We start from the raw sequence: 17,681 nt of genomic DNA on the forward strand, positions 1-17,681 counted from the left end.
GCAGGGTAGGCGATGAGCAGCGTCGGCGCCGCCTTTCGGCTCGCGCGGGCCGGCTGGGTGCTGGTCCGCGAGGGCGTGATCGCAGCACTGCCGGGCGACGAACTCGGCGGCCTGCCGAAATTCGGCTGGCGCATGGCCCGGCTCTTCACCCGCCGCCGCGCACTCGCTTATGAGCGCAGCGACCGGCTGGCCAAGGCGGTGGTCCGGCTCGGACCCTCCTACGTCAAGCTCGGCCAGTTCCTGGCGACGCGGCCTGATGTCGTCGGCAACGACATGGCGCTCGACCTCGCCATGCTGCAGGACAAGATGCACACTTTTTCGCAGGCGGAAGCGGTGGCGGCGATCGAGGGCTCGCTCGGGCGCAAGATCGGCGAACTCTATACGCAGTTCGGCGGGCCGGTCGCGGCGGCCTCCATCGCCCAGGTCCATCCCGCGCAGGCCATGCATGACGGTGTCGATACCAAGGTGGCGGTGAAGGTGATCCGGCCTGGCGTGCGCCGCCGCTTCTTCCAGGATCTCGAAAGCTATTTCCTCGCCGCCCGGCTGCAGGAGAAATACATCCCGTCGTCGCGCCGGCTGCGGCCGGTCGAGGTGACCGAGACGCTGGCGCAGACCACCAAGATCGAGATGGATCTTCGCCTCGAGGCGGCCGCACTTTCGGAACTGGGCGAAAACACCAAGGACGATCCGGGCTTCCGCGTGCCGTCGGTCGACTGGGAGCGCACCGGGCGCGATGTGCTGACCATGGAATGGGTCGACGGCGTCAAGATGAACGACATCGCCGGGCTCGCTGCGGCGGGGCACGATCTGAAGGCGATCGCCACCAACCTGATCCAGTCGTTCCTGCGTCACACGCTGCGGGACGGCTTCTTCCATGCCGACATGCATCCAGGCAATCTGTTCGTCGAGGCCAATGGCAATATCGTCGCCGTCGATCTCGGCATTGCCGGACGGCTCGGCAAGAAGGAGCGCCGGTTCCTCGCCGAAATCCTCTACGGCTTCATCACGCGCGACTATCTGCGCGTCGCCGAGGTGCATTTCGAGGCCGGCTACGTGCCGCGCCAGCACAATGTCGCGGCTTTCGCGCAGGCCATTCGCGCCATCGGCGAGCCGATCCATGGCCAGCCGGCTGAAACCATCTCGATGGCGAAGCTTCTCACGCTGCTGTTCGAGGTCACCGAACTGTTCGATATGGCCACGCGGTCGGAACTGATCCTGTTGCAGAAGACCATGGTGGTGGTCGAAGGCGTCGCACGCACGCTCGACCCGGCCTTCAACATGTGGAAGACGGCCGAGCCGGTGGTCGGCCAGTGGATCGCCGGCAATCTCGGGCCGAGCGGCCTGCTGATGGACGCGCGCGACGGCGCCAAGGCGCTGCTGGCGCTGGCCCGCCAGGCGCCCGATCTTGCCGCCCGCACCGAGCGGCTGTCACGCGAGATCGATTTTATGGCGGAGCACGGCCTCCGCTTCGACGAAGCGACATCGCGCGCCATCGGTAAGGCCGAAGCGCGCTACACCCGCTCGGGCCGGCTGGCGCTATGGGTGATCGCGCTGACGCTGGTGTATATCGCGTGGAAGCTGCTCTGATCGCTTGCATCGCTAGCAACTGTGGTGCTAGCGTTGCAGTCGCGCTATTGATGTCGCGGAGCAAGTCATGGGCACCATTACTGTCCGCAATCTAGCTGACGACGTGAAGCAGAAATTGCGTGAGCGCGCTGCGGCGCGCGGGGTGTCGATGGAGGAAGAGGCGCGTGATGCGCTTGCCAAAAGCGTGCTGTCGGCGGAAGCCGGCATGCCCGAGAGCGAAACCCTCTATGCAACAATCCGCCGCCTGGTTGAGCCTCATGGAGGTTTTGACAACGATCTGTCCCAGCGAGGTCAATCCACAAAAACGCACAACACCCTCGACGGCAAGCGCATCCTGCTGATCATCGGCGGCGGCATCGCCGCCTACAAGGCGCTGGACCTGATCCGCCGGCTGCGCGAGCGCGGTGCGGCGGTGCGCGTCGTGATGACATCGGCGGCGCAGGAGTTCGTCACCACGCTTTCGGTCGGCGCGCTTTCGGCCGACCATGTCTTCACCGAACTCTTCGACCGCAGTGACGAGCACGATGTTGGCCATATCCGCCTGTCGCGCGAGGCCGACCTCTTGGTGGTGGCGCCGGCCACCGCCGACCTGATGGCCAAGCTCGCCAACGGCCATGCCAACGATCTGGCCTCGACGGTGCTGCTCGCCACCGACAAGAAGGTGCTGATGGCGCCGGCGATGAACCCGAAAATGTGGTCGCATGCCGCGACGCGCCGCAACCGGGCGACGCTCGCCAAGGACGGCATCGCCTTTGTCGGCCCGGCCAGGGGCGAGATGGCCGAGAGCAATGAGGTGGGCGAAGGCCGCATGGCCGAGCCGCTGGACATCGTGGCAGTGATCGAGGCACTGCTCGACAGCAGGCCGAAGCCGCTGGCCGGCCGCAGGATCATCGTCACCTCGGGGCCGACGCATGAGCCGATCGACCCGGTGCGCTACATCGCCAACCGCTCTTCGGGCAAGCAGGGCCATGCGATTGCGGCAGCGCTGGCAAGACTGGGCGCGGATGTACGCCTGATCTCCGGTCCGGTCAGCATTGCCGATCCGGCCGGCGTTGTGACGACACATGTCGAGACCGCGGCCGAGATGAAGGCGGCCGTCGAACAGTTGTTGCCGGCGGACGCCGCGGTCTTCGTAGCTGCCGTCGCCGACTGGCGCACCGCTGGCACGGCCGGCGAGAAGATCAAGAAGGTGGCGGGCCAGGGCCCACCGGCGCTGCAAATGGTCGAAAACCCCGACATTCTCGCCAGTGTTGGTCATCACGGGCAACGGCCGGGGCTGGTTGTCGGCTTCGCCGCCGAGACGCAGGACCTGATTGCGAATGCCGAGGCCAAGCTGAAGAAGAAGGGCGCCGATTTCATTGTCGCCAACGATGTCTCGCATGAAAGCGGCGTCGGCCCCACCGGCGTCATGGGCGGCGACCGCAACAAGGTGCGCATCGTCTCGAAGGACGGTGTCGAGGAATGGCCTGAGATGGGCAAGGGCGAGGTGGCGGCGCGGCTCGCCGCGCTCATCGCCGAGCGTTTGCAAGCCTGAGCGGCCGCCGGTTCCGCAATCGGGCAGGCCATGGTCTTGCAAGCAGCCTTGTGGCCGAGGGCATTTGACGTCGACAGCGCCGGCGGAATGCTGTCGCCAAATTCTCGATCGGCCGTGCCCTCAGCCTGGCGCCAGTTGCGGCCGGCGTGCCTCCAAAGCCATCTTCAACGCCGCCAGGCAACCGACAATGCCAAGTGGCACGAAGGCCAGGTACAGCCAGCCGGCGACGTGCGCTGCTGCCTCGCGGTTCAGCCCGTCCGAAAAGCCGCTGGCATTGGCGATGATGCCGGCCATGGCGGCGCCCACGGCGTAGCCGATGCGCTGCATGGTCGGCACGGCGGCCGAGGCGATCGTCTGCTCGCCGTCGCGGGCCGAGGCGACGATGATGCGGGTCAGGAAGGGCCATGACACGCCGAAGCCACCGCCTTGCAACAAAGCGCAGAGCAGGATCACCGGGATCGAGCCGGCGGGGATGGCATAGGCGAAACCGGCGAGGCCGGCTGCAATCATCAGCGCGCCGATGACGAGGATCTGCCGTTCGCGCTGCAGCGGCGCATTGGCGACGGCGATCGACAGGATTGACCAGGCGATCGATTCGGCGGCGATGATGTAGCCTGTGGTCAGGATCGGGATGCCGTGCAGCGTGGTAAGCAGAAGCGGCCCGTAGATGGAAAAAGAGACTGTCGCCACCGAGAAGGCGGCAACCATGCTCATGCCGCTGCCGACCGGCGAGCGCCATGAGAACAGGCCCGACGGGAACAGTCGCGATTGCGGCTTCATGGCGTCGACGAAAACGAACAGCGCCAGGCCGGCGAGGCCGAGGACCAGCAGCAGCGACGATCGAAGCAAGGCGACGTCGACGCCTGCGGTGGCGATCAGCACGACGGCGATGGCGAGGCAGCCAAGTGCTGCAAAGGGGAAGGGCGGCGAGGTGCCGGCGGCGGCTTGCGGCTTCGTCGCTTCCGGCGTGTTCAGGACGATGAAGCTTGCCGATGCCATGGCGATGCCACCCAGCACGAAGACGCCGAAGGCCCAGCGCCAGGACAGGAGCTCGACCATGATCGCGCCGAGCATCGGGCCGCTGAAGGCGGCGACGCCCCAGATCGCCGACATGATGCCGAACAGCTGTGGCCAGATGCTGCGGTTAAACAGCCGCTCGACCGAGACGAAGGCCAGCGACACCAGCGCACCGCCGCCGAGACCCTCGACCAGACGGCCGCCAAGAAACACCGGCATGGACGGCGCGGTGGCGCAGATCAGTGCGCCCACGGCATAGAGCAGGGCGGCGACCGTGACGTTGGAGCGTAGAGCGACATAGCTGACCAGCCGCCCGGCCGCTGCGCCGGCGACAATGGCGCCGAGCTCGTAGACGGCCAGCGACCAGCCGACGAACTGCACACCGGCGAGGTCCCCGACCATGGCCGGCATGACCGTCGCCACCATCGTCTCGTTGGTGGCGTGCAGCAGGATGCCGAGGCTGATGAAGCAGAAGCGCGCGAGGTCGCCGCTTGCCCACAATGCCCGCCAGTCGACCTTGTTGCTGGTGATTTCAGTCATTCTTTTACCCTGCCTTTGCATATCTCGATGCCGGCGCATGGCGCCAGAAGCCAGTGGGGGCTTTCCGGCGGGGCCATGCGCGCTGTTTCAGTCAGGCGAGTTGTAAAACCTCAAGCGCAGTTGAGCTCAAGTGGCTTTTTATCGAAGTGCAGACGGTCGAGATTGGCCGGAAACCTCTCCGCTTGATGCGCCGGTCAGTTCTCAATGCTGCGCAGCTGAAACTGGCTGACGCCGATGGCAATGTTGATACCGGTCTGCGTCTGCAGGCTGAGCGGCTGCAGAGTGAAGGCCTGCGAGGAGCCGCCGACCAGGAGATTGGCGCCGGCGCCGACCGCCGCGGTCACTTCGGCGCTGGCGCCGATATAGTCGCCGGCCAACGCGCCGGGCGCATAGATGTTCCTCAGCGGCGTCAGCACCAGCCATTGCATGACGGTCTGCTTGGTGGTGCCGATGTCGAGCCCGTATTTGTTGACGGCGCCGAAATAGGCTTCCGGCGAAAAGCTCTTGTCGGCCGGCGTGAAGGTGCAGCTCAGATCCTTGCTGGAGCCGAAGATGAAGCCGGTGCCGCCGCCGATGGCGCAATCGAGCACACCGAGTTCGATACCCTGGCCTTGCGCTTGGGCCTGGGCGGTACAGATGATGGTGATAGCGGCGGCGATGGCTGGTTTCAGCACGGCGGATCCCCCAAAAAGCATGCGGCGCGAAACAGTAACCTGTTCCGCGCCGCGCGTAGAGGGATCAGTCGATCCTTATTTGCCGATGCTTATTTGAACGAGTGGATCAGCTCCAGGGAGGTCACGGCGACCGCTACATTGACGCCGGTCTGCGCCTGGACGCTGAGCGGCTCCAGCACAAAGGCGCCGTCCAGCCCGCCGACCAGCAGATTGGCGCCGCCGCCGGTCACCACGCTCGCCTCGGCGTTGACGCCGTAATAATGGCCGGCAAGGTCGCCCTCGTCATGGCCGCGGGTGGCGGCCAGAACCGCCCACACCAGCTGGCCCTGATGCGTCTGGCCGAGATCGACGCCGAGCTTGGAGATCATCCCCGTGTATTTCTCGGACGGCCCATGGTGATAAGGACGGAACGTGCAGTCGACGCCCTTGTTCGACGTGATGACGTAACCGACGCCGCCGTCGATGGTGCAATCGAGCGTGCCGAGCTGAAGCTTGCCGGCGCTGGCGGGAACGGCAAGCAGCGTCGTGGCAAGTGCCGCGGCACAGATGATTTTCTTGATCATGGGTCAGTCCTTTCGAAAAATGCCTTCAACAACGGTTGAATGGCCCGGAGCGTTCCGCTGAAAACTTGGCGCGATCAAGGCAGGGGTTAACGCTTTGCCCCCGGTGGTTAAGATTGGGTGATAGTGGGGTTTTCTGGATACGCATCCCTAGCGGAAGCGCTCTGCGCTTTCCCGGGGAGAAACCGCTCAAGCGGGGCACTGCATCAGGAATGGAACGTTGTTATAAAAGGCCGCGGATGGCGGCGCGCCGGCTGCATCTCAGCCGGCGGTGGCGCCCGATGTGCGCGACAGGCCGTCCTTGGCCGGCTGGTAGGTCGGGTCGAGATGGACGGCTTCGCGGTAGGCCTTCGAGGCCTTGACCTTGTCGCCGCGGCGCTCGTAGATCAGCGCCTGGTTGGACCAGGCTTCGGCGTTCTTGCCGTCGAGCTTGATGGCCATGTTGAAGTCGGAGAAGGCGTTGTCCTCGTCATTCATGGCGAGATAGGAGAGGCCGCGGCCGTTATAGGGTTCGGCCGCGTCCGGCGCCAGGGAGATGGCGGTCGAGAAATCCTCGATGGCAAACTTGTGCTGGCCCTGGCTTTGATAGATCAGGCCGCGATTGTGATAGGCGCGGGCATCCGTGGTGTCGAGCTGGATCGCCTTCTGGAAATCGTTGAAGGCCTGCTGGGTCTGGCCGGCCTTGCGATAGAGGTTGCCGCGGCCGATATAGGCGGCGTCATAATTTGCATTGATCTGGATCGAGCGGTTGTAGTCGGCAAGGGCGGCCGCCTGGTTGCCGAGGAAGCGCTGGATCAGTGCCCGGTTCGAATAGGCCTGGTAGAAATTCGGGTTGAGCTGGATGGCGGTGTCGAAATCCTTCAGCGCCGCCTGGTACTGGCCGCCACGGCCATAGGCCGAGCCGCGCACATTGTAGCCTTCCGGATCCTGCGGATTGCGCTGGATCACCGCCGACAGCGAGGAGATGTTCTCGCTTGAGCCTTGCGCCTTGTCGATGTTGTTGAATTCGCCGGTCGGAACGCTCTGGCAACTGGCAAGCACCAGGCCGGACATCAGGGCTGCCGCCAGGGCCAAACCGCGCATTGTGGTTTTGCGCTCTACGCCGATTGCGTTCATGTCTGCCCTGTCCTCACTTCAGCCGCGCCGTCCAGGTCCCCCTCCGGGCCGGGTCACAGATTCTCGTAACAAAATCTAGAACGCCGTTTGCGCGTTCAAGGGAACGGCCTCCAACAGAATGGCGGCGCTCCAAACAAAAAGGTGGCGGCGATTCCGCATCGCGCCACCTCAGCGTATCCTTCGAAAAGGACGAAAAATTGGCGTCAGAACCGCGGCGGACGCGGAGCACCACCAGGACCACCGGCGGCGCCGGCAGCAACCGGGCGCGGCGTCATCGGCAGCAGGCCTTCGCGCTGGGCGCGCTTGCGGGCCAGCTTGCGGGCGCGGCGAACGGCTTCGGCCTTTTCACGGGCGCGCTTCTCGGAAGGCTTCTCGTAATGGCCGCGCATCTTCATTTCGCGGAAAATGCCTTCGCGCTGCATCTTCTTCTTGAGAGCGCGAAGCGCCTGATCAACGTTATTGTCGCGGACGAGTACCTGCACGGGCAATCCTGTCTTTCGGGTTTGATATCAACAGGCAAGTGGCCATAGCCACATGCCTCCGCGGCGCTTTACACCACGAATTGTGGCGGCTGATAGCAGAATCAGGCCGCGCTGTCCACACTGGAAATGAAGGACAACCGCCAATTTGCCACGGCAGCCCCGAGATAGGGCGCCAACTAGGCGCTGGCCAGATGGAGCCGTGCGAAATCCTCGAAGAATTCGCCGTAATCGCAGGTAATTTCCTCACCGGCTGATATATCTCGGGTGGCCGTGGCGCCGCCATATTGCGAAAAATCCGTGTTCGGCCGCTCGGCGTGGTTCATGAAGCGGCCATTATCGACTTCATAGACCATGAAGCCGGGACGGTCGGGGCTCGGATAGGCATAGCGGTCGAGCAATTCCTTGAGGTGCGGCGGCGCCGCCTCGTATTTGTCCATCGGGATCAGCCGGTCGAAATCCGGATCGAGCCGCCAGATCGAGGCGCCCTTCCTGATCGGCTCGGCGGCGAACACGCCGACGCCTTCGATTGCGCTCTGGGCGACATAGGTCCTGATAAGCAGCATGTCCGTCCTCCTCACCCGAAACCGAATCGCCAAATCGCGTGGAAAAAGCAAGTCCGGTTTCGGGTTCTATGGCTGATCGGCGCGGGCGATGATCCGCGAAATGCTTCACGTCCGGGTGATCGAGACGCCGCCATCGGCAAACAGCGCCGATCCTGTGGTGAAGCTCGACGCATCCGATGCCAGGAAGAGCGCAGCGCGGGCGATCTCTTCAGGCACAGCGACACGTTTCAAGGCATGCAGGTTTTCCACGAAAGCGCGTGATTCCGGCGTCTTGAATGTTGCCGACGGCGTGTCGGTGCCACCCGGCATCAGCGCGTTGACCCGCACGCCCCTGGGGCCGTATTCGGCGGCCAGCACCTGCGTCAGGCCGATCAGTCCGGCCTTGCTCGCGGCATAGCTGGTCATGCCCGGCATGCCGACTGTGTGACCGACGAAGGTCGAGGTGAAGATCAGCGATCCGCCGCCGCGTTCGACCATCGCCGGCACCTGGTATTTCGCGCCGAGAAAGGCGCTGGTCAGATTGGCGTCGAGCGTCTCGCGCCATCCGTCCAGCGACAGTTCCGAAATCGGACCCATCGTTCCGACGGAGCCGACATTGTTGAAGGCGATATCGAGCCCGCCGAATTTTTCGACGGCGAGATCGACGAGGGCTTTTGCATAGGCTTCGTCGCGGACATCGCCGGCAAGCGCGACTGCCGTGCCGTCGGCGTCCTCGATTTCGACGACCAGCGCATCGAGTTCGGCCTGGCGGCGGGCGGCGATGACGACCCTGGCGCCTTCTTCGGCGAAGAGTTTTGCGGTGGCGCGGCCGATGCCGGAACTGGCGCCGGTGACGATCGCTATTTTATTGGTGAGTGCGAACATTTTTTACATCCTTTCATCGCGCCGGCTGTGCCGGCAACCGGGATGTTGATCGCAGTTCGGGACGGTGCTAGCCACCCGATACGTGCTCGACTTGCTGAATGGCTTCGCAGCGGCACAAGCGCCGCGCGCCGGACTATTGCTTCAGCAGCCAGCCGAGGCGGTCGAGCGAAAATGCGTAGCTGATGGCGATGAGCAGCGTGATGACAACGCCCGTGGTCGTGTGACCGGCGGCATAGAATCCGGCTGCACCGCCAAACAGGATGGCCAGTTCAAGCACCAGCCTGACTGCGCCTGGTACAGGAACCGGCGCGCGTCCGGACCGGCTCGGATCGCCGCGCACCGCGAAGGTTCCCCACAGCGCAGCTGCAATGAACGGCAAGGCCAAGGCGAAGAGCCAGCGCCACCATCCGCCGGAGAGGCTCCAGCCGGCAAAGCCGAGGCCAAGCAAGGCGGCAAGTTCCAGCAGGAAACGCAAGGTCAGATTCCACCAGGCGTTGCCCATATTCGTCCTCCAGAGTCTCGCGATCGCCAGTGTGTCCGAACGCAGCCATGCCTGCCAGCCCGGGCAGGTCTTTTCCACCGCGGCGCAAAACGGCAAGCGCCGTCGCAAACAGCGCAAGGGTGGAAGCGCCGTTTCGCTAGTGATACACCTCGCGCGCCGGGGCTGCGTAAATACCCCACCGCCATTTGCGAGGCTGGAACGTTGAAAAAATATTCGGTATTCGCCATCGCCCGCGAGGCCATGCGCGGCCACAAGGGCTGGGAGGAACAATGGTCCTCGCCGGAACCGAAGAAGGAATATGACGTCATCATCGTCGGCGCCGGCGGTCATGGCCTGGCCACCGCCTACTATCTCGCCACCGTTCACGGCATCACCAATGTCGCGGTGCTGGAAAAGGGCTGGCTAGGCGGCGGCAACACCGGTCGCAACACCACCATCATCCGCTCCAACTATCTCTATGACGAGAGCGCCGGCATTTACGACCACGCGCTGAAGCTGTGGGATGGGCTCTCCCAGGAGCTCAATTACAACGTCATGTATTCGGCGCGCGGCGTCATGATGCTGGCGCACAATGTGCACGACATCCAGGTGCTGAAGCGCCATGTCCATGCCAACCGTCTCAACGGCATCGACAATGAATGGCTGACGCCTGAGCAGGCGAAGGAATTCTGCCCGCCGCTCAACATTTCCAGGCAGGCGCGCTATCCCGTCGTCGGCGCCGCCTTGCAGCGGCGAGGCGGCACGGCGCGTCACGATGCGGTGGCCTGGGGCTATGCGCGCGGCGCTTCGGCGCGCGGCGTGCACATCATCCAGAATTGCGAGGTCACCGGCGTCAAGCGGGCGGCCAATGGCGCGGTCATGGGCGTCGACACGACGCGCGGCTTCATCAGCGCCAAGAAGGTCGGCGTGGTGGCTGCAGGCCACTCCTCGGTGATCATGAACATGGCCGGCGTGCGCATGCCGCTGGAAAGCTATCCGCTGCAGGCGCTGGTGTCGGAGCCGGTCAAGCCGGTGGTGCCGTGCGTGGTTATGTCGAACACGGTGCACGCTTATATCTCGCAGTCCGACAAGGGCGAGCTGGTGATCGGCGCCGGCACCGACCAGTATGTCTCCTATTCGCAGACCGGCGGCCTGCATATCCTGCAGCACACGCTCGACGCCATCTGCGAGATGTTCCCGATCTTCACCCGCATGAAGATGCTGCGCTCGTGGGGCGGCATCGTCGACGTGACGCCCGACCGTTCGCCGATCCTGGCCAAGACGCCGGTATCAGGCCTCTACGTCAATTGCGGCTGGGGCACGGGCGGCTTCAAGGCAACGCCCGGCTCAGGCCATGTCTTTGCCCACACGATTGCCAAGGACGATCCGCATCCTATCAACGCGCCCTTCACCATCGAGCGCTTCCGTACCGGCCGCCTCATCGACGAGGCAGCGGCGGCGGCGGTGGCGCACTGATGATGGTGGAGTTGGCTGTAGCGGTGCCGCTGGTGCTGGCGGGGGAGCAGGACCTGTTCCATTTTCCGTCACCGGACGAAGTGCGCACGCAGCCGATCAGCCGCGCCGGCAACGAAGCCAATTGGCCGTTTTCGATCGACGCCGGCATTCTGGGATGCGTGTGGAGTGGTGGCCAGAAGGTGGTCATCTTCATGGAGAACAGGCCCTCCGATCTCGGCGAGGACGACACATTCGAGCCGCGCAGCGTCATCGTGACGACCGATCCGTTTCAGCTCACGATCGGCAACATGGCGTATCGCGAGCTGTTTCGCCCCGCCGCAAGTGTAGAGGAGCGCATTCGGCTCGTCGCGCCTTTTGCTGCGATGGGCCAGAGGCTTTGCAACCAACCGGCCGGCGCGCATGTCGGCCACGGCGAATTGTAGGAACGAACGATAATGCTTCTCATCCGCTGCCCCTATTGCGAGGAAGAGCGCCCGGAGCTCGAGTTCCGTAACGCCGGCGAGGCGCATATTGCGCGTTCGGCCAACATGGCGGGCGAGAGCGACGACGACTTCGAAAAGTTCTTCTTCATCCGCTCGAACCCCAAGGGCATCATCTATGAGCGCTGGCGCCACATCCATGGCTGCGCACGCTTCTTCAATGCGGTGCGCGACACCGTCACCGACAAGTTCGTCATGACTTACAAAGCCGTCGAGCCGAAACCGTCCAAGCTGCCCAAAAACTCCAACGAAATGGCTTCCAAATGAGCGGCGCGTTCCGCATTCCGAGCGCCGGCCGGCTCAGCCAGGCCAAGACCGCGCGCTTCAGCTTCGACGGCCAGGCCTACACCGGGATCGAAGGCGACACGCTGGCCTCGGCGCTGCTTGCCAATGGCGTGCATCTGGTGGGACGTTCGTTCAAGTATCACCGTCCGCGCGGCTTCCTGTCGGCCGGAGCGGAAGAGCCCAACGCGCTGGTCGAGGTCAAGCGCGACGCGGCACGCAAGGCGCCCAACATCCGCGCCACGGTGCAGGAGCTCTATGACGGGCTGGTCGCGCAGTCGCAGAACCGCTGGCCTTCGCTGGCCTTCGATGTCGGCGCGGTCAACGACATTGCATCGCCGCTGTTTTCGGCCGGCTTCTACTACAAGACCTTCATGTGGCCGAAGGCGGCCTGGAAGAGCCTCTACGAGCCGAAGATCCGCGCCGCGGCGGGTCTTGGCGTTTCGCCCGACAAGCCAGATCCCGACCATTATTCCTCGCGCTATGCGCATTGCGACGTGCTGGTGCTGGGCGGCGGTGCGGCCGGCATCGCGGCAGCGCTCGCCGCTGCCGAAACCGGCGCGCGTGTCATCCTCGTCGACGAGCAGGCCGGCTTCGGCGGCAGCCTGCGCTTCGAGAGCGGGGCGAAGATCGACGGCCAGGACGGTTATGCCTGGGCGCAAGGCGCGGTGGCCAAGCTCACCGCCCTGGACAATGTCCGCGTTTTGTCGCGGACGACGGCGTTCGGCTACTACGCGCAGAACTTCGTCGGCCTGGTCGAGCGGGTCAGCGACCATCTGCAAAACCCCGGCCACGATTTGCCGCGCGAGCGCCTATGGCAGGTACGCGCCAAGCGCGTGGTGCTGGCGACCGGCGCCATCGAACGCCATATGGTGTTTGCCGACAATGACCGGCCCGGCATCATGCTGGCCTCGGCGGCGCGGACTTATCTCAACCAGTACGGTGTCGCGGTCGGCAAAAATGTCGGCGTCTACACCGCAAATGACTCGGCCTACTCCGCCGCGATCGACCTGAAGAAGGCCGGCGTCAACGTGGCGGCGATCGTCGACCTGCGCGACCATCCGACCGGACCTGTGATCGACGAGGCGAGGGCGCTCGGGATCGAGGTCAATTTCGGCCGCGCGGTGATCCGCGCCGGCGGCAAGTTGCGCGTGACCTCGATGACGGTGCAGCCGAAGAATGGGGGCGGCGAGCGCACCATTCCGGTCGACGCCATCCTGATGTCGGCCGGCTGGACGCCGTCGGTGCATCTGTTCTCACAGTCGCGCGGCAAGGTCGCCTTCAATGACGAGACCAAGCGCTTCGTGCCGGGCATCTATGCGCAGGACTGCGTTTCGGTCGGCGCCTGCAACGGTACGGATGGGCTCTCGGCGTCGATCGATGAGGCCTATGCGGCCGGCGCAAAGGCGGCGAAGGATGCGGGCGGCAAAGTGGCCAAGGGCGTAAAGCCGAAGGTCGACGCGTCGGAAAGCTGGTCGCGCGGCATGCTGGGCGCGGCGCCCGGCGCCGGGCCGGACAAGACGGTCAAGGCCTTCGTCGATTTCCAGAACGACGTCACCGCCAAGGACATCCGCCAGGCGGTGCATGAAGGCATGCGCTCGATCGAGCACGTCAAGCGCTTCACCACCAACGGCATGGCGACCGACCAGGGCAAGACCTCCAACATGCACGGCCTGGCGATTGCCGCCGAGACGCTTGGCAAGCCGATCCCCGAGGTCGGGCTGACCACGTTCCGCGCACCCTATACGCCTGTTACTTTCGGCGCGATCGTCAGCCATTCGCGCGGTCCGCTGTTCGACCCGACACGCAAGACCGCGATCCATCCCTGGGCGGAAGCTCAAGGCGCGGTGTTCGAGGATGTCGGGCAGTGGAAACGCGCCTGGTATTTCCCCAAACCCGGCGAGGACATGCACAAGGCGGTCGACCGCGAATGCGTCGTGGTGCGCAGCAATGCCGGCCTGTTCGACGCCTCGACGCTGGGCAAGATCGAAGTGGTCGGGCCGGATGCGGCCAGGTTCATGGAACTGCTCTACACCAATCCGTGGGAGAAGCTTGAGCCCGGCCGCTGCCGCTATGGCATCATGCTGCGCGAGGATGGTTTCATCTATGATGACGGCGTCGTCGGCAGGCTGGCGCCGGACCGTTTTCATGTGACGACCACGACGGGTGGCGCGCCGCGCGTCATGAACCATATGGAGGACTATCTCCAGACCGAGTTCCCGCATCTGAATGTCTGGCTGACCTCGATAACCGAGCAATGGGCGGTCATCGCCGTGCAGGGGCCGAAGTCGCGCGACATCATTGCACCGCTGGTCGAAGGCATCGACATGTCGGACGAGGCGCTGCCGCATATGTCGGTGCGCGAAGGCAAGATCTGCGGCGTGCCGACCAGGCTGTTTCGCATGTCGTTCACCGGCGAGCGCGGTTTTGAAGTCAACGTGCCGGCTGATCACGGCCAGGCGGTCTGGGAAGCGCTGTGGGCCGAAGGCCAGAAGCATGGCGCTACTGCCTACGGCACCGAGGCCATGCACGTGCTGCGCGCCGAAAAGGGCTACATCATCGTCGGCCAGGACACGGATGGTACGGTGACGCCGAACGATGCCGGGCTCGACTGGGCGGTCGGCAAGAAGAAGACCGACTTCGTCGGCATCCGCGGCCTGACGCGGCCCGATCTGGTCGCCAAGGGCCGCAAGCAGCTGGTCGGCTTGAAGACCAAGGACCCGAAAGTGGTGCTTGAGGAAGGCGCGCAGATCGTCGCCGACCCGAAGCAGGCGATCCCGATGAAGATGATCGGTCACGTCACATCCGGCTACTGGTCGGAAAATTGCGGTCGCTCGATCGCGCTGGCGCTGGTTGCCGGCGGCCGCGACCGGATGGGCGACACGCTCTATGTGCCGATGCCGAACGGGGTGATCGAAGTGGAGGTTACCGGCATGGTGTTCTTCGACGAGACGGGAGGGCGCCTCAATGGCTAAGGCTGCTGCAAAGAAGACGGCCCCAGCTGCAGCGGCGTCGGTCGAGCGCCGCCCGGCCCTGGCTGGACGCGTCGTTTCCGCAACGGATGTCAAGGTCGAGGTGCTGCCGCCGGCGGAGCGCATGTCGCTGCGCGCGCCGGAGGCTTCCGTGGCGGCGCTGTCGAAGGCGCTCGGCCTGACCTTGCCGAAGCAGCCGAAAACTTCGGCGTCGAAGACAGGGCGCACGGCGCTGTGGCTTGGCCCTGACGAGTGGCTGGTCATCGATGAGGCTGGCAAGGATCCGCTGGCCGATCGTGCTGGGGTTGCCGCATTGCATTCGGCGGTCGGCATCTCGCACCGCAACGTCGCCTTCGCCGTCACCGGCCCGGCGGCTGCCGCCGCGATCAATGCAGGCTGCCCGCAGGATTTGTCGCTCGAGGCTTTTCCGGTGGGCGCGGCGTCGCGCACCATTCTCGGCAAGTGCGAAATCCTGCTGTTGCGCACGGCAGCCGACGCTTTCCGGGTCGAGTGCTGGCGTTCCTTCTCGGACTATGTCTTTACTTTCCTGTCGGAAGCAGCCAGCGACGCGGCGGCGTAGGAACGTTTGACGGGTCAAGCCGTTCTGCTTCCCCCATCAGGGAGAACATACGATGCCGTCGAAAGCGCCGCCGAAGTCAGCTGGCAAGACGTCCGCCGTGCGCTCACTCGAACATGAGCAGCATCACGAGGTGACTGCCGAAGAGGAACTCGAGGAAGGCCTCGAGGACACGTTTCCGGCCAGCGATCCGGTGTCGATCACCTCGACCGCCATCCCAGGCGCGCCGGCAAGACCCGGCAAGGCCAAGACGGTGCCGGGTCGCAAACCGCGCAAGAAATAACCCGTTCGGCTACGCCAGGTTTGAACTCAGGAAAAGCCGGCTTGCGCTGAGGAAATGGGGGCGCTGAGGAAAAAACGGGCGGCCGGGATTATCCTGCCGCCCTTAAATTAGTCGTTGCTGTGGTCGAGCCCGATCAACTTAGAACGTGCTCGGCACGATCCATGGGTTGATCTCGATGCCGAGACGCGGGCTCTTGGCCTTGACGTCGGACTTTTCGACCGAGCCGGTCACGGCGCAATCGAGCTTGGCATTGGTCGTGGTGTCGACGCAGGTGGCGGCGGGGGCCTGCTTGGTCGAGTGTGTGTTGTTGGCGGCGAAAGCCGAGCCGGAGAGAGCCAGCACGGTGGCGAGAGCGAGAAGGGTCTTGTTCATGTCAGTCTCCATCGGTTAAACTTTTTTCGTACATGTACGATACAACGTACACATACGTCCACCGAGATGGGTTTTCAAGTCGAAAAACGTACGCGTACGACAAATTTTTTTGAATGCCGAAAATTGCGGCGCACTGACACAGCCGAAGCTGTCAGGCCGGACGTTGAATTGGAGGGGCGGGGATGCTCAGCAGTCGACCGGGGTCTCGGTCAGCGGCGGCACATTCTGGGTGCTGAGCGTGGCGAGCGTGAAATCGCACATCCGCGTCACGAAAGCCTGTGGATCGCCGAAGGGGTAGAACGGGAACGTGATCAAAAGCGAGATGGTGCCGTGGCCGACTGCCCAAAGCATGGTGGCGATGGCGCGCGGATCGCCCTGCAGCTTGCCTGCAGCAACGCAGGCCTCGACCCTGGATATCAGCGCTTTCATCGCCGGGTTGGCCTCTTCCATGTCCTCATAGCTTCTGCCTTCCGGCAGCTTGGTCTTTTCGGTCATGAACACGGTGCGGTATTCGTTGGGATTGCCGAGCCCGAAGGCGGCATATTCGGTCATCACCGCACGCAAGGCCTCGATCGGATCGTCGGAAGGATGCTCCTCGATGCGGCGGGCAAGTGTTTCGAAGGCATCCTCGGCCAGCGCAAACAGGATGTCCTGCTTGTCGGCGAAGTAGGAATAGACCGACATCGGAGCATAGCCGACCCGCTTGGCCAACTTGCGGATGGTCAGGCCTTCATAGCCCTCTTCCTTGACGAGCTTGTGGGCTGCGTCGAGCAGTTCGGAACGCAGTTCGGCCTTTTGTTTCTCGCGGCGTTTCTGGACGCTCAGTGGCAAGATCCGGTGCCTTTGGTTGGTTGTGCATGACTAAATATATACGCTGTACGGAAACGGGCAAGGGCGCTGTCAGGGGCATCAAAAAGCGACCTCAAGCTTTCTCTCGAATAGTCGTGCCCGTTTTGGTCCATTCCGCCAGCATCTATGTCACAGCATGTGTAACCTGGGCGCACGCAGGCAACATCGGACTGTTACAAACAAAGCCTATTTGGCGGCTCTGCAAGAAATTTCGGTTTTGGGGGGCCTCTATGGCTGCGATAGAGCTTTCGTCCGGGCTGCCGGGCGCACATCCACTTTCTCATGGCGCAAGGCTAGCGCTCAGGCGGGTCGTGATAGTCGCATGGCTGGCGATCGCAATCGGCTTCGCCATGGAAGCGCTTATTCTGACTGCCGGATTTGCGGCAGGTTCGCACCCGGCCCCGACCCAGGTTCTGATCGACTTGGCGCAAGGCGTGACCTGGTCATTCTTCGTCTGCGCCGGCGTCAGCCTCGGCACGGCGATCACCAAGGTGCGAGCCTCGCTTGGCGGCCTGATCGCCATGATCTCGGGGCCGCTGGCCATGGGCATCGCCAAAGGTACGCAAAAGGTGATGGTGAGCGCGCTTGATGTATCGGCAAAGCCCGTGATCCTGTCGCTCACTACGCTCGGTATGTTGCGGGCGATCGAGTATGGTTTGCTGGGTTGGATGCTGGCTTCGCTGGCATCCAAGGAAGAACCTCGCTCGCTGCATTTCATGCTGGCGGGTGCCTTGGCCGGCGCGGTGTTCGGCGGCGGGATCACGGCGCTGACGATCGAGACTGCCGCAGCCAAGGACATTGCGCTGGCATTGCCGCAGGCTGTCGCCACCGGCCTCATTGAGATCGTGTTTCCGATCGGATGCTCGCTGGTCGTCTACATCGCCCTGCAAGTCAGCCGGCACATGAAGTTCATTTCCAGCGATGCGCGCTAGAGCAGGATGATTTCAGGTCGAATTGACCTGAAATCTGAATC

The 17,681-nt window shown here is 63.9% G+C and carries 19 protein-coding genes; 9 read left to right on the forward strand and 10 right to left on the reverse strand.

The features are described 5' to 3' along the window. Positions 1 to 12 precede the first annotated feature (12 nt). Together ubiB and coaBC are read left to right on the forward strand one after the other, a co-directional pair. Positions 13 to 1,587: a 2-polyprenylphenol 6-hydroxylase gene (gene ubiB / locus X726_RS149390; protein ID WP_023671132.1), complete on the forward strand. Its 1,575-nt coding sequence runs from the start codon at positions 13 to 15 to the stop codon at positions 1,585 to 1,587. Positions 1,588 to 1,654: 67 nt separating this feature from the next. Then, entirely contained in the window at positions 1,655 to 3,121 is a 1,467-nt protein-coding gene (gene coaBC / locus X726_RS149385; protein ID WP_023671133.1) for a bifunctional phosphopantothenoylcysteine decarboxylase/phosphopantothenate--cysteine ligase CoaBC, read from the forward strand. 120 nt (positions 3,122 to 3,241) lie between these two features. On the opposite strand, the gene X726_RS149380 is transcribed toward coaBC, so the two are convergent. The 8 genes from X726_RS149380 to X726_RS149345 all read right to left on the reverse strand — a co-directional run bounded on the left by X726_RS149380 (position 3,242) and on the right by X726_RS149345 (position 9,439). Continuing rightward, the gene (locus X726_RS149380; RefSeq protein WP_023671134.1) at positions 3,242 to 4,678 is read right to left on the reverse strand and encodes an MFS transporter; all 1,437 of its coding nucleotides are present in this window, start codon (positions 4,676 to 4,678) and stop codon (positions 3,242 to 3,244) included. Between the two features lie 194 nt (positions 4,679 to 4,872). Next, the gene (locus X726_RS149375) at positions 4,873 to 5,352 is read right to left on the reverse strand and encodes a DUF992 domain-containing protein (protein ID WP_023671135.1); all 480 of its coding nucleotides are present in this window, start codon (positions 5,350 to 5,352) and stop codon (positions 4,873 to 4,875) included. An 89-nt stretch (positions 5,353 to 5,441) separates the two neighbouring features. Then, positions 5,442 to 5,915 (reverse strand): DUF992 domain-containing protein, encoded by a 474-nt coding sequence (locus X726_RS149370; RefSeq protein WP_023671136.1) that lies wholly within the window; start codon positions 5,913 to 5,915, stop codon positions 5,442 to 5,444. Positions 5,916 to 6,173: 258 nt separating this feature from the next. Beyond that, entirely contained in the window at positions 6,174 to 7,028 is an 855-nt protein-coding gene (locus X726_RS149365) for a tetratricopeptide repeat protein (protein WP_023671137.1), read from the reverse strand. Between the two features lie 203 nt (positions 7,029 to 7,231). Next, positions 7,232 to 7,510 carry a 30S ribosomal protein S21 gene (gene rpsU, locus X726_RS149360; RefSeq protein WP_023671138.1) on the reverse strand — a complete coding sequence of 93 codons (279 nt, stop codon included), beginning with the start codon at positions 7,508 to 7,510 and terminating at the stop codon, positions 7,232 to 7,234. Between the two features lie 176 nt (positions 7,511 to 7,686). Then, positions 7,687 to 8,073, reverse strand: a complete 387-nt coding sequence (locus X726_RS149355) for an SET domain-containing protein-lysine N-methyltransferase (RefSeq protein ID WP_023671139.1) — start codon at positions 8,071 to 8,073, stop codon at positions 7,687 to 7,689. A 105-nt stretch (positions 8,074 to 8,178) separates the two neighbouring features. After that, the gene (locus X726_RS149350) at positions 8,179 to 8,937 is read right to left on the reverse strand and encodes an SDR family oxidoreductase (protein WP_023671140.1); all 759 of its coding nucleotides are present in this window, start codon (positions 8,935 to 8,937) and stop codon (positions 8,179 to 8,181) included. A 133-nt stretch (positions 8,938 to 9,070) separates the two neighbouring features. Beyond that, a complete protein-coding gene (locus tag X726_RS149345; RefSeq protein ID WP_023671141.1) occupies positions 9,071 to 9,439 on the reverse strand; it encodes a YrdB family protein in 369 nt (122 codons plus the stop codon). A 201-nt stretch (positions 9,440 to 9,640) separates the two neighbouring features. Here X726_RS149345 and X726_RS149340 point away from each other — a divergent pair, with 201 nt between their 5' ends. The 6 genes from X726_RS149340 to X726_RS149315 are packed head-to-tail and all read left to right on the forward strand — an operon-like array spanning position 9,641 to position 15,487. Further along, positions 9,641 to 10,894 (forward strand): sarcosine oxidase subunit beta, encoded by a 1,254-nt coding sequence (locus X726_RS149340; RefSeq protein WP_023671142.1) that lies wholly within the window; start codon positions 9,641 to 9,643, stop codon positions 10,892 to 10,894. Further along, entirely contained in the window at positions 10,894 to 11,316 is a 423-nt protein-coding gene (locus tag X726_RS149335) for a hypothetical protein (RefSeq protein WP_023671143.1), read from the forward strand. Before X726_RS149340 ends, X726_RS149335 begins: the two co-directional genes overlap by 1 nt. Before the next feature lie 12 nt (positions 11,317 to 11,328). Continuing rightward, positions 11,329 to 11,640, forward strand: a complete 312-nt coding sequence (locus X726_RS149330; RefSeq protein ID WP_023671144.1) for a sarcosine oxidase subunit delta — start codon at positions 11,329 to 11,331, stop codon at positions 11,638 to 11,640. Further along, positions 11,637 to 14,630: a sarcosine oxidase subunit alpha gene (locus tag X726_RS149325; RefSeq protein WP_023671145.1), complete on the forward strand. Its 2,994-nt coding sequence runs from the start codon at positions 11,637 to 11,639 to the stop codon at positions 14,628 to 14,630. Before X726_RS149330 ends, X726_RS149325 begins: the two co-directional genes overlap by 4 nt. Beyond that, a complete protein-coding gene (locus X726_RS149320; RefSeq protein WP_023671146.1) occupies positions 14,623 to 15,207 on the forward strand; it encodes a sarcosine oxidase subunit gamma in 585 nt (194 codons plus the stop codon). Before X726_RS149325 ends, X726_RS149320 begins: the two co-directional genes overlap by 8 nt. Before the next feature lie 52 nt (positions 15,208 to 15,259). Beyond that, a complete protein-coding gene (locus X726_RS149315) occupies positions 15,260 to 15,487 on the forward strand; it encodes a hypothetical protein (protein ID WP_023671147.1) in 228 nt (75 codons plus the stop codon). Between the two features lie 138 nt (positions 15,488 to 15,625). Here X726_RS149315 and X726_RS149310 read toward each other — a convergent pair whose 3' ends face one another. Both X726_RS149310 and X726_RS149305 read right to left on the reverse strand, forming a co-directional pair. Further along, positions 15,626 to 15,859 (reverse strand): DUF680 domain-containing protein, encoded by a 234-nt coding sequence (locus X726_RS149310; protein ID WP_023671148.1) that lies wholly within the window; start codon positions 15,857 to 15,859, stop codon positions 15,626 to 15,628. Between the two features lie 186 nt (positions 15,860 to 16,045). Next, on the reverse strand, positions 16,046 to 16,690 hold the full coding sequence (locus tag X726_RS149305) for a TetR/AcrR family transcriptional regulator (protein WP_023671149.1): 645 nt from the start codon (positions 16,688 to 16,690) through the stop codon (positions 16,046 to 16,048). Positions 16,691 to 16,716: 26 nt separating this feature from the next. On the opposite strand from X726_RS149305, the gene X726_RS149300 reads away from it, so the two are divergent. After that, entirely contained in the window at positions 16,717 to 17,640 is a 924-nt protein-coding gene (locus tag X726_RS149300) for a hypothetical protein (RefSeq protein ID WP_156940664.1), read from the forward strand. Positions 17,641 to 17,681: the final 41 nt, after the last annotated feature.

Origin of the sequence: Mesorhizobium sp. LSJC285A00, from assembly GCF_000503155.1 — a bacterium.
Lineage (GTDB): Bacteria > Pseudomonadota > Alphaproteobacteria > Rhizobiales > Rhizobiaceae > Mesorhizobium.

What these genes read in the sequence shown, in the direction of transcription:
- X726_RS149325 (WP_023671145.1), top strand. Translation starts at nt 11,637, where the DNA reads ATGAGCGGCGCGTTCCGCATTCCGAGCGCCGGCCGGCTCAGCCAGGCC.
- X726_RS149370 (WP_023671136.1), bottom strand. Translation starts at nt 5,915, where the DNA reads ATGATCAAGAAAATCATCTGTGCCGCGGCACTTGCCACGACGCTGCTT.
- X726_RS149300 (WP_156940664.1), top strand. Translation starts at nt 16,717, where the DNA reads ATGACTAAATATATACGCTGTACGGAAACGGGCAAGGGCGCTGTCAGG.
- X726_RS149310 (WP_023671148.1), bottom strand. Translation starts at nt 15,859, where the DNA reads ATGAACAAGACCCTTCTCGCTCTCGCCACCGTGCTGGCTCTCTCCGGC.
- X726_RS149335 (WP_023671143.1), top strand. Translation starts at nt 10,894, where the DNA reads ATGATGGTGGAGTTGGCTGTAGCGGTGCCGCTGGTGCTGGCGGGGGAG.
- X726_RS149355 (WP_023671139.1), bottom strand. Translation starts at nt 8,073, where the DNA reads ATGCTGCTTATCAGGACCTATGTCGCCCAGAGCGCAATCGAAGGCGTC.
- X726_RS149315 (WP_023671147.1), top strand. Translation starts at nt 15,260, where the DNA reads ATGCCGTCGAAAGCGCCGCCGAAGTCAGCTGGCAAGACGTCCGCCGTG.
- X726_RS149330 (WP_023671144.1), top strand. Translation starts at nt 11,329, where the DNA reads ATGCTTCTCATCCGCTGCCCCTATTGCGAGGAAGAGCGCCCGGAGCTC.
- coaBC (WP_023671133.1), top strand. Translation starts at nt 1,655, where the DNA reads ATGGGCACCATTACTGTCCGCAATCTAGCTGACGACGTGAAGCAGAAA.
- X726_RS149380 (WP_023671134.1), bottom strand. Translation starts at nt 4,678, where the DNA reads ATGACTGAAATCACCAGCAACAAGGTCGACTGGCGGGCATTGTGGGCA.
- X726_RS149320 (WP_023671146.1), top strand. Translation starts at nt 14,623, where the DNA reads ATGGCTAAGGCTGCTGCAAAGAAGACGGCCCCAGCTGCAGCGGCGTCG.
- X726_RS149365 (WP_023671137.1), bottom strand. Translation starts at nt 7,028, where the DNA reads ATGAACGCAATCGGCGTAGAGCGCAAAACCACAATGCGCGGTTTGGCC.
- X726_RS149350 (WP_023671140.1), bottom strand. Translation starts at nt 8,937, where the DNA reads ATGTTCGCACTCACCAATAAAATAGCGATCGTCACCGGCGCCAGTTCC.
- ubiB (WP_023671132.1), top strand. Translation starts at nt 13, where the DNA reads ATGAGCAGCGTCGGCGCCGCCTTTCGGCTCGCGCGGGCCGGCTGGGTG.
- X726_RS149345 (WP_023671141.1), bottom strand. Translation starts at nt 9,439, where the DNA reads ATGGGCAACGCCTGGTGGAATCTGACCTTGCGTTTCCTGCTGGAACTT.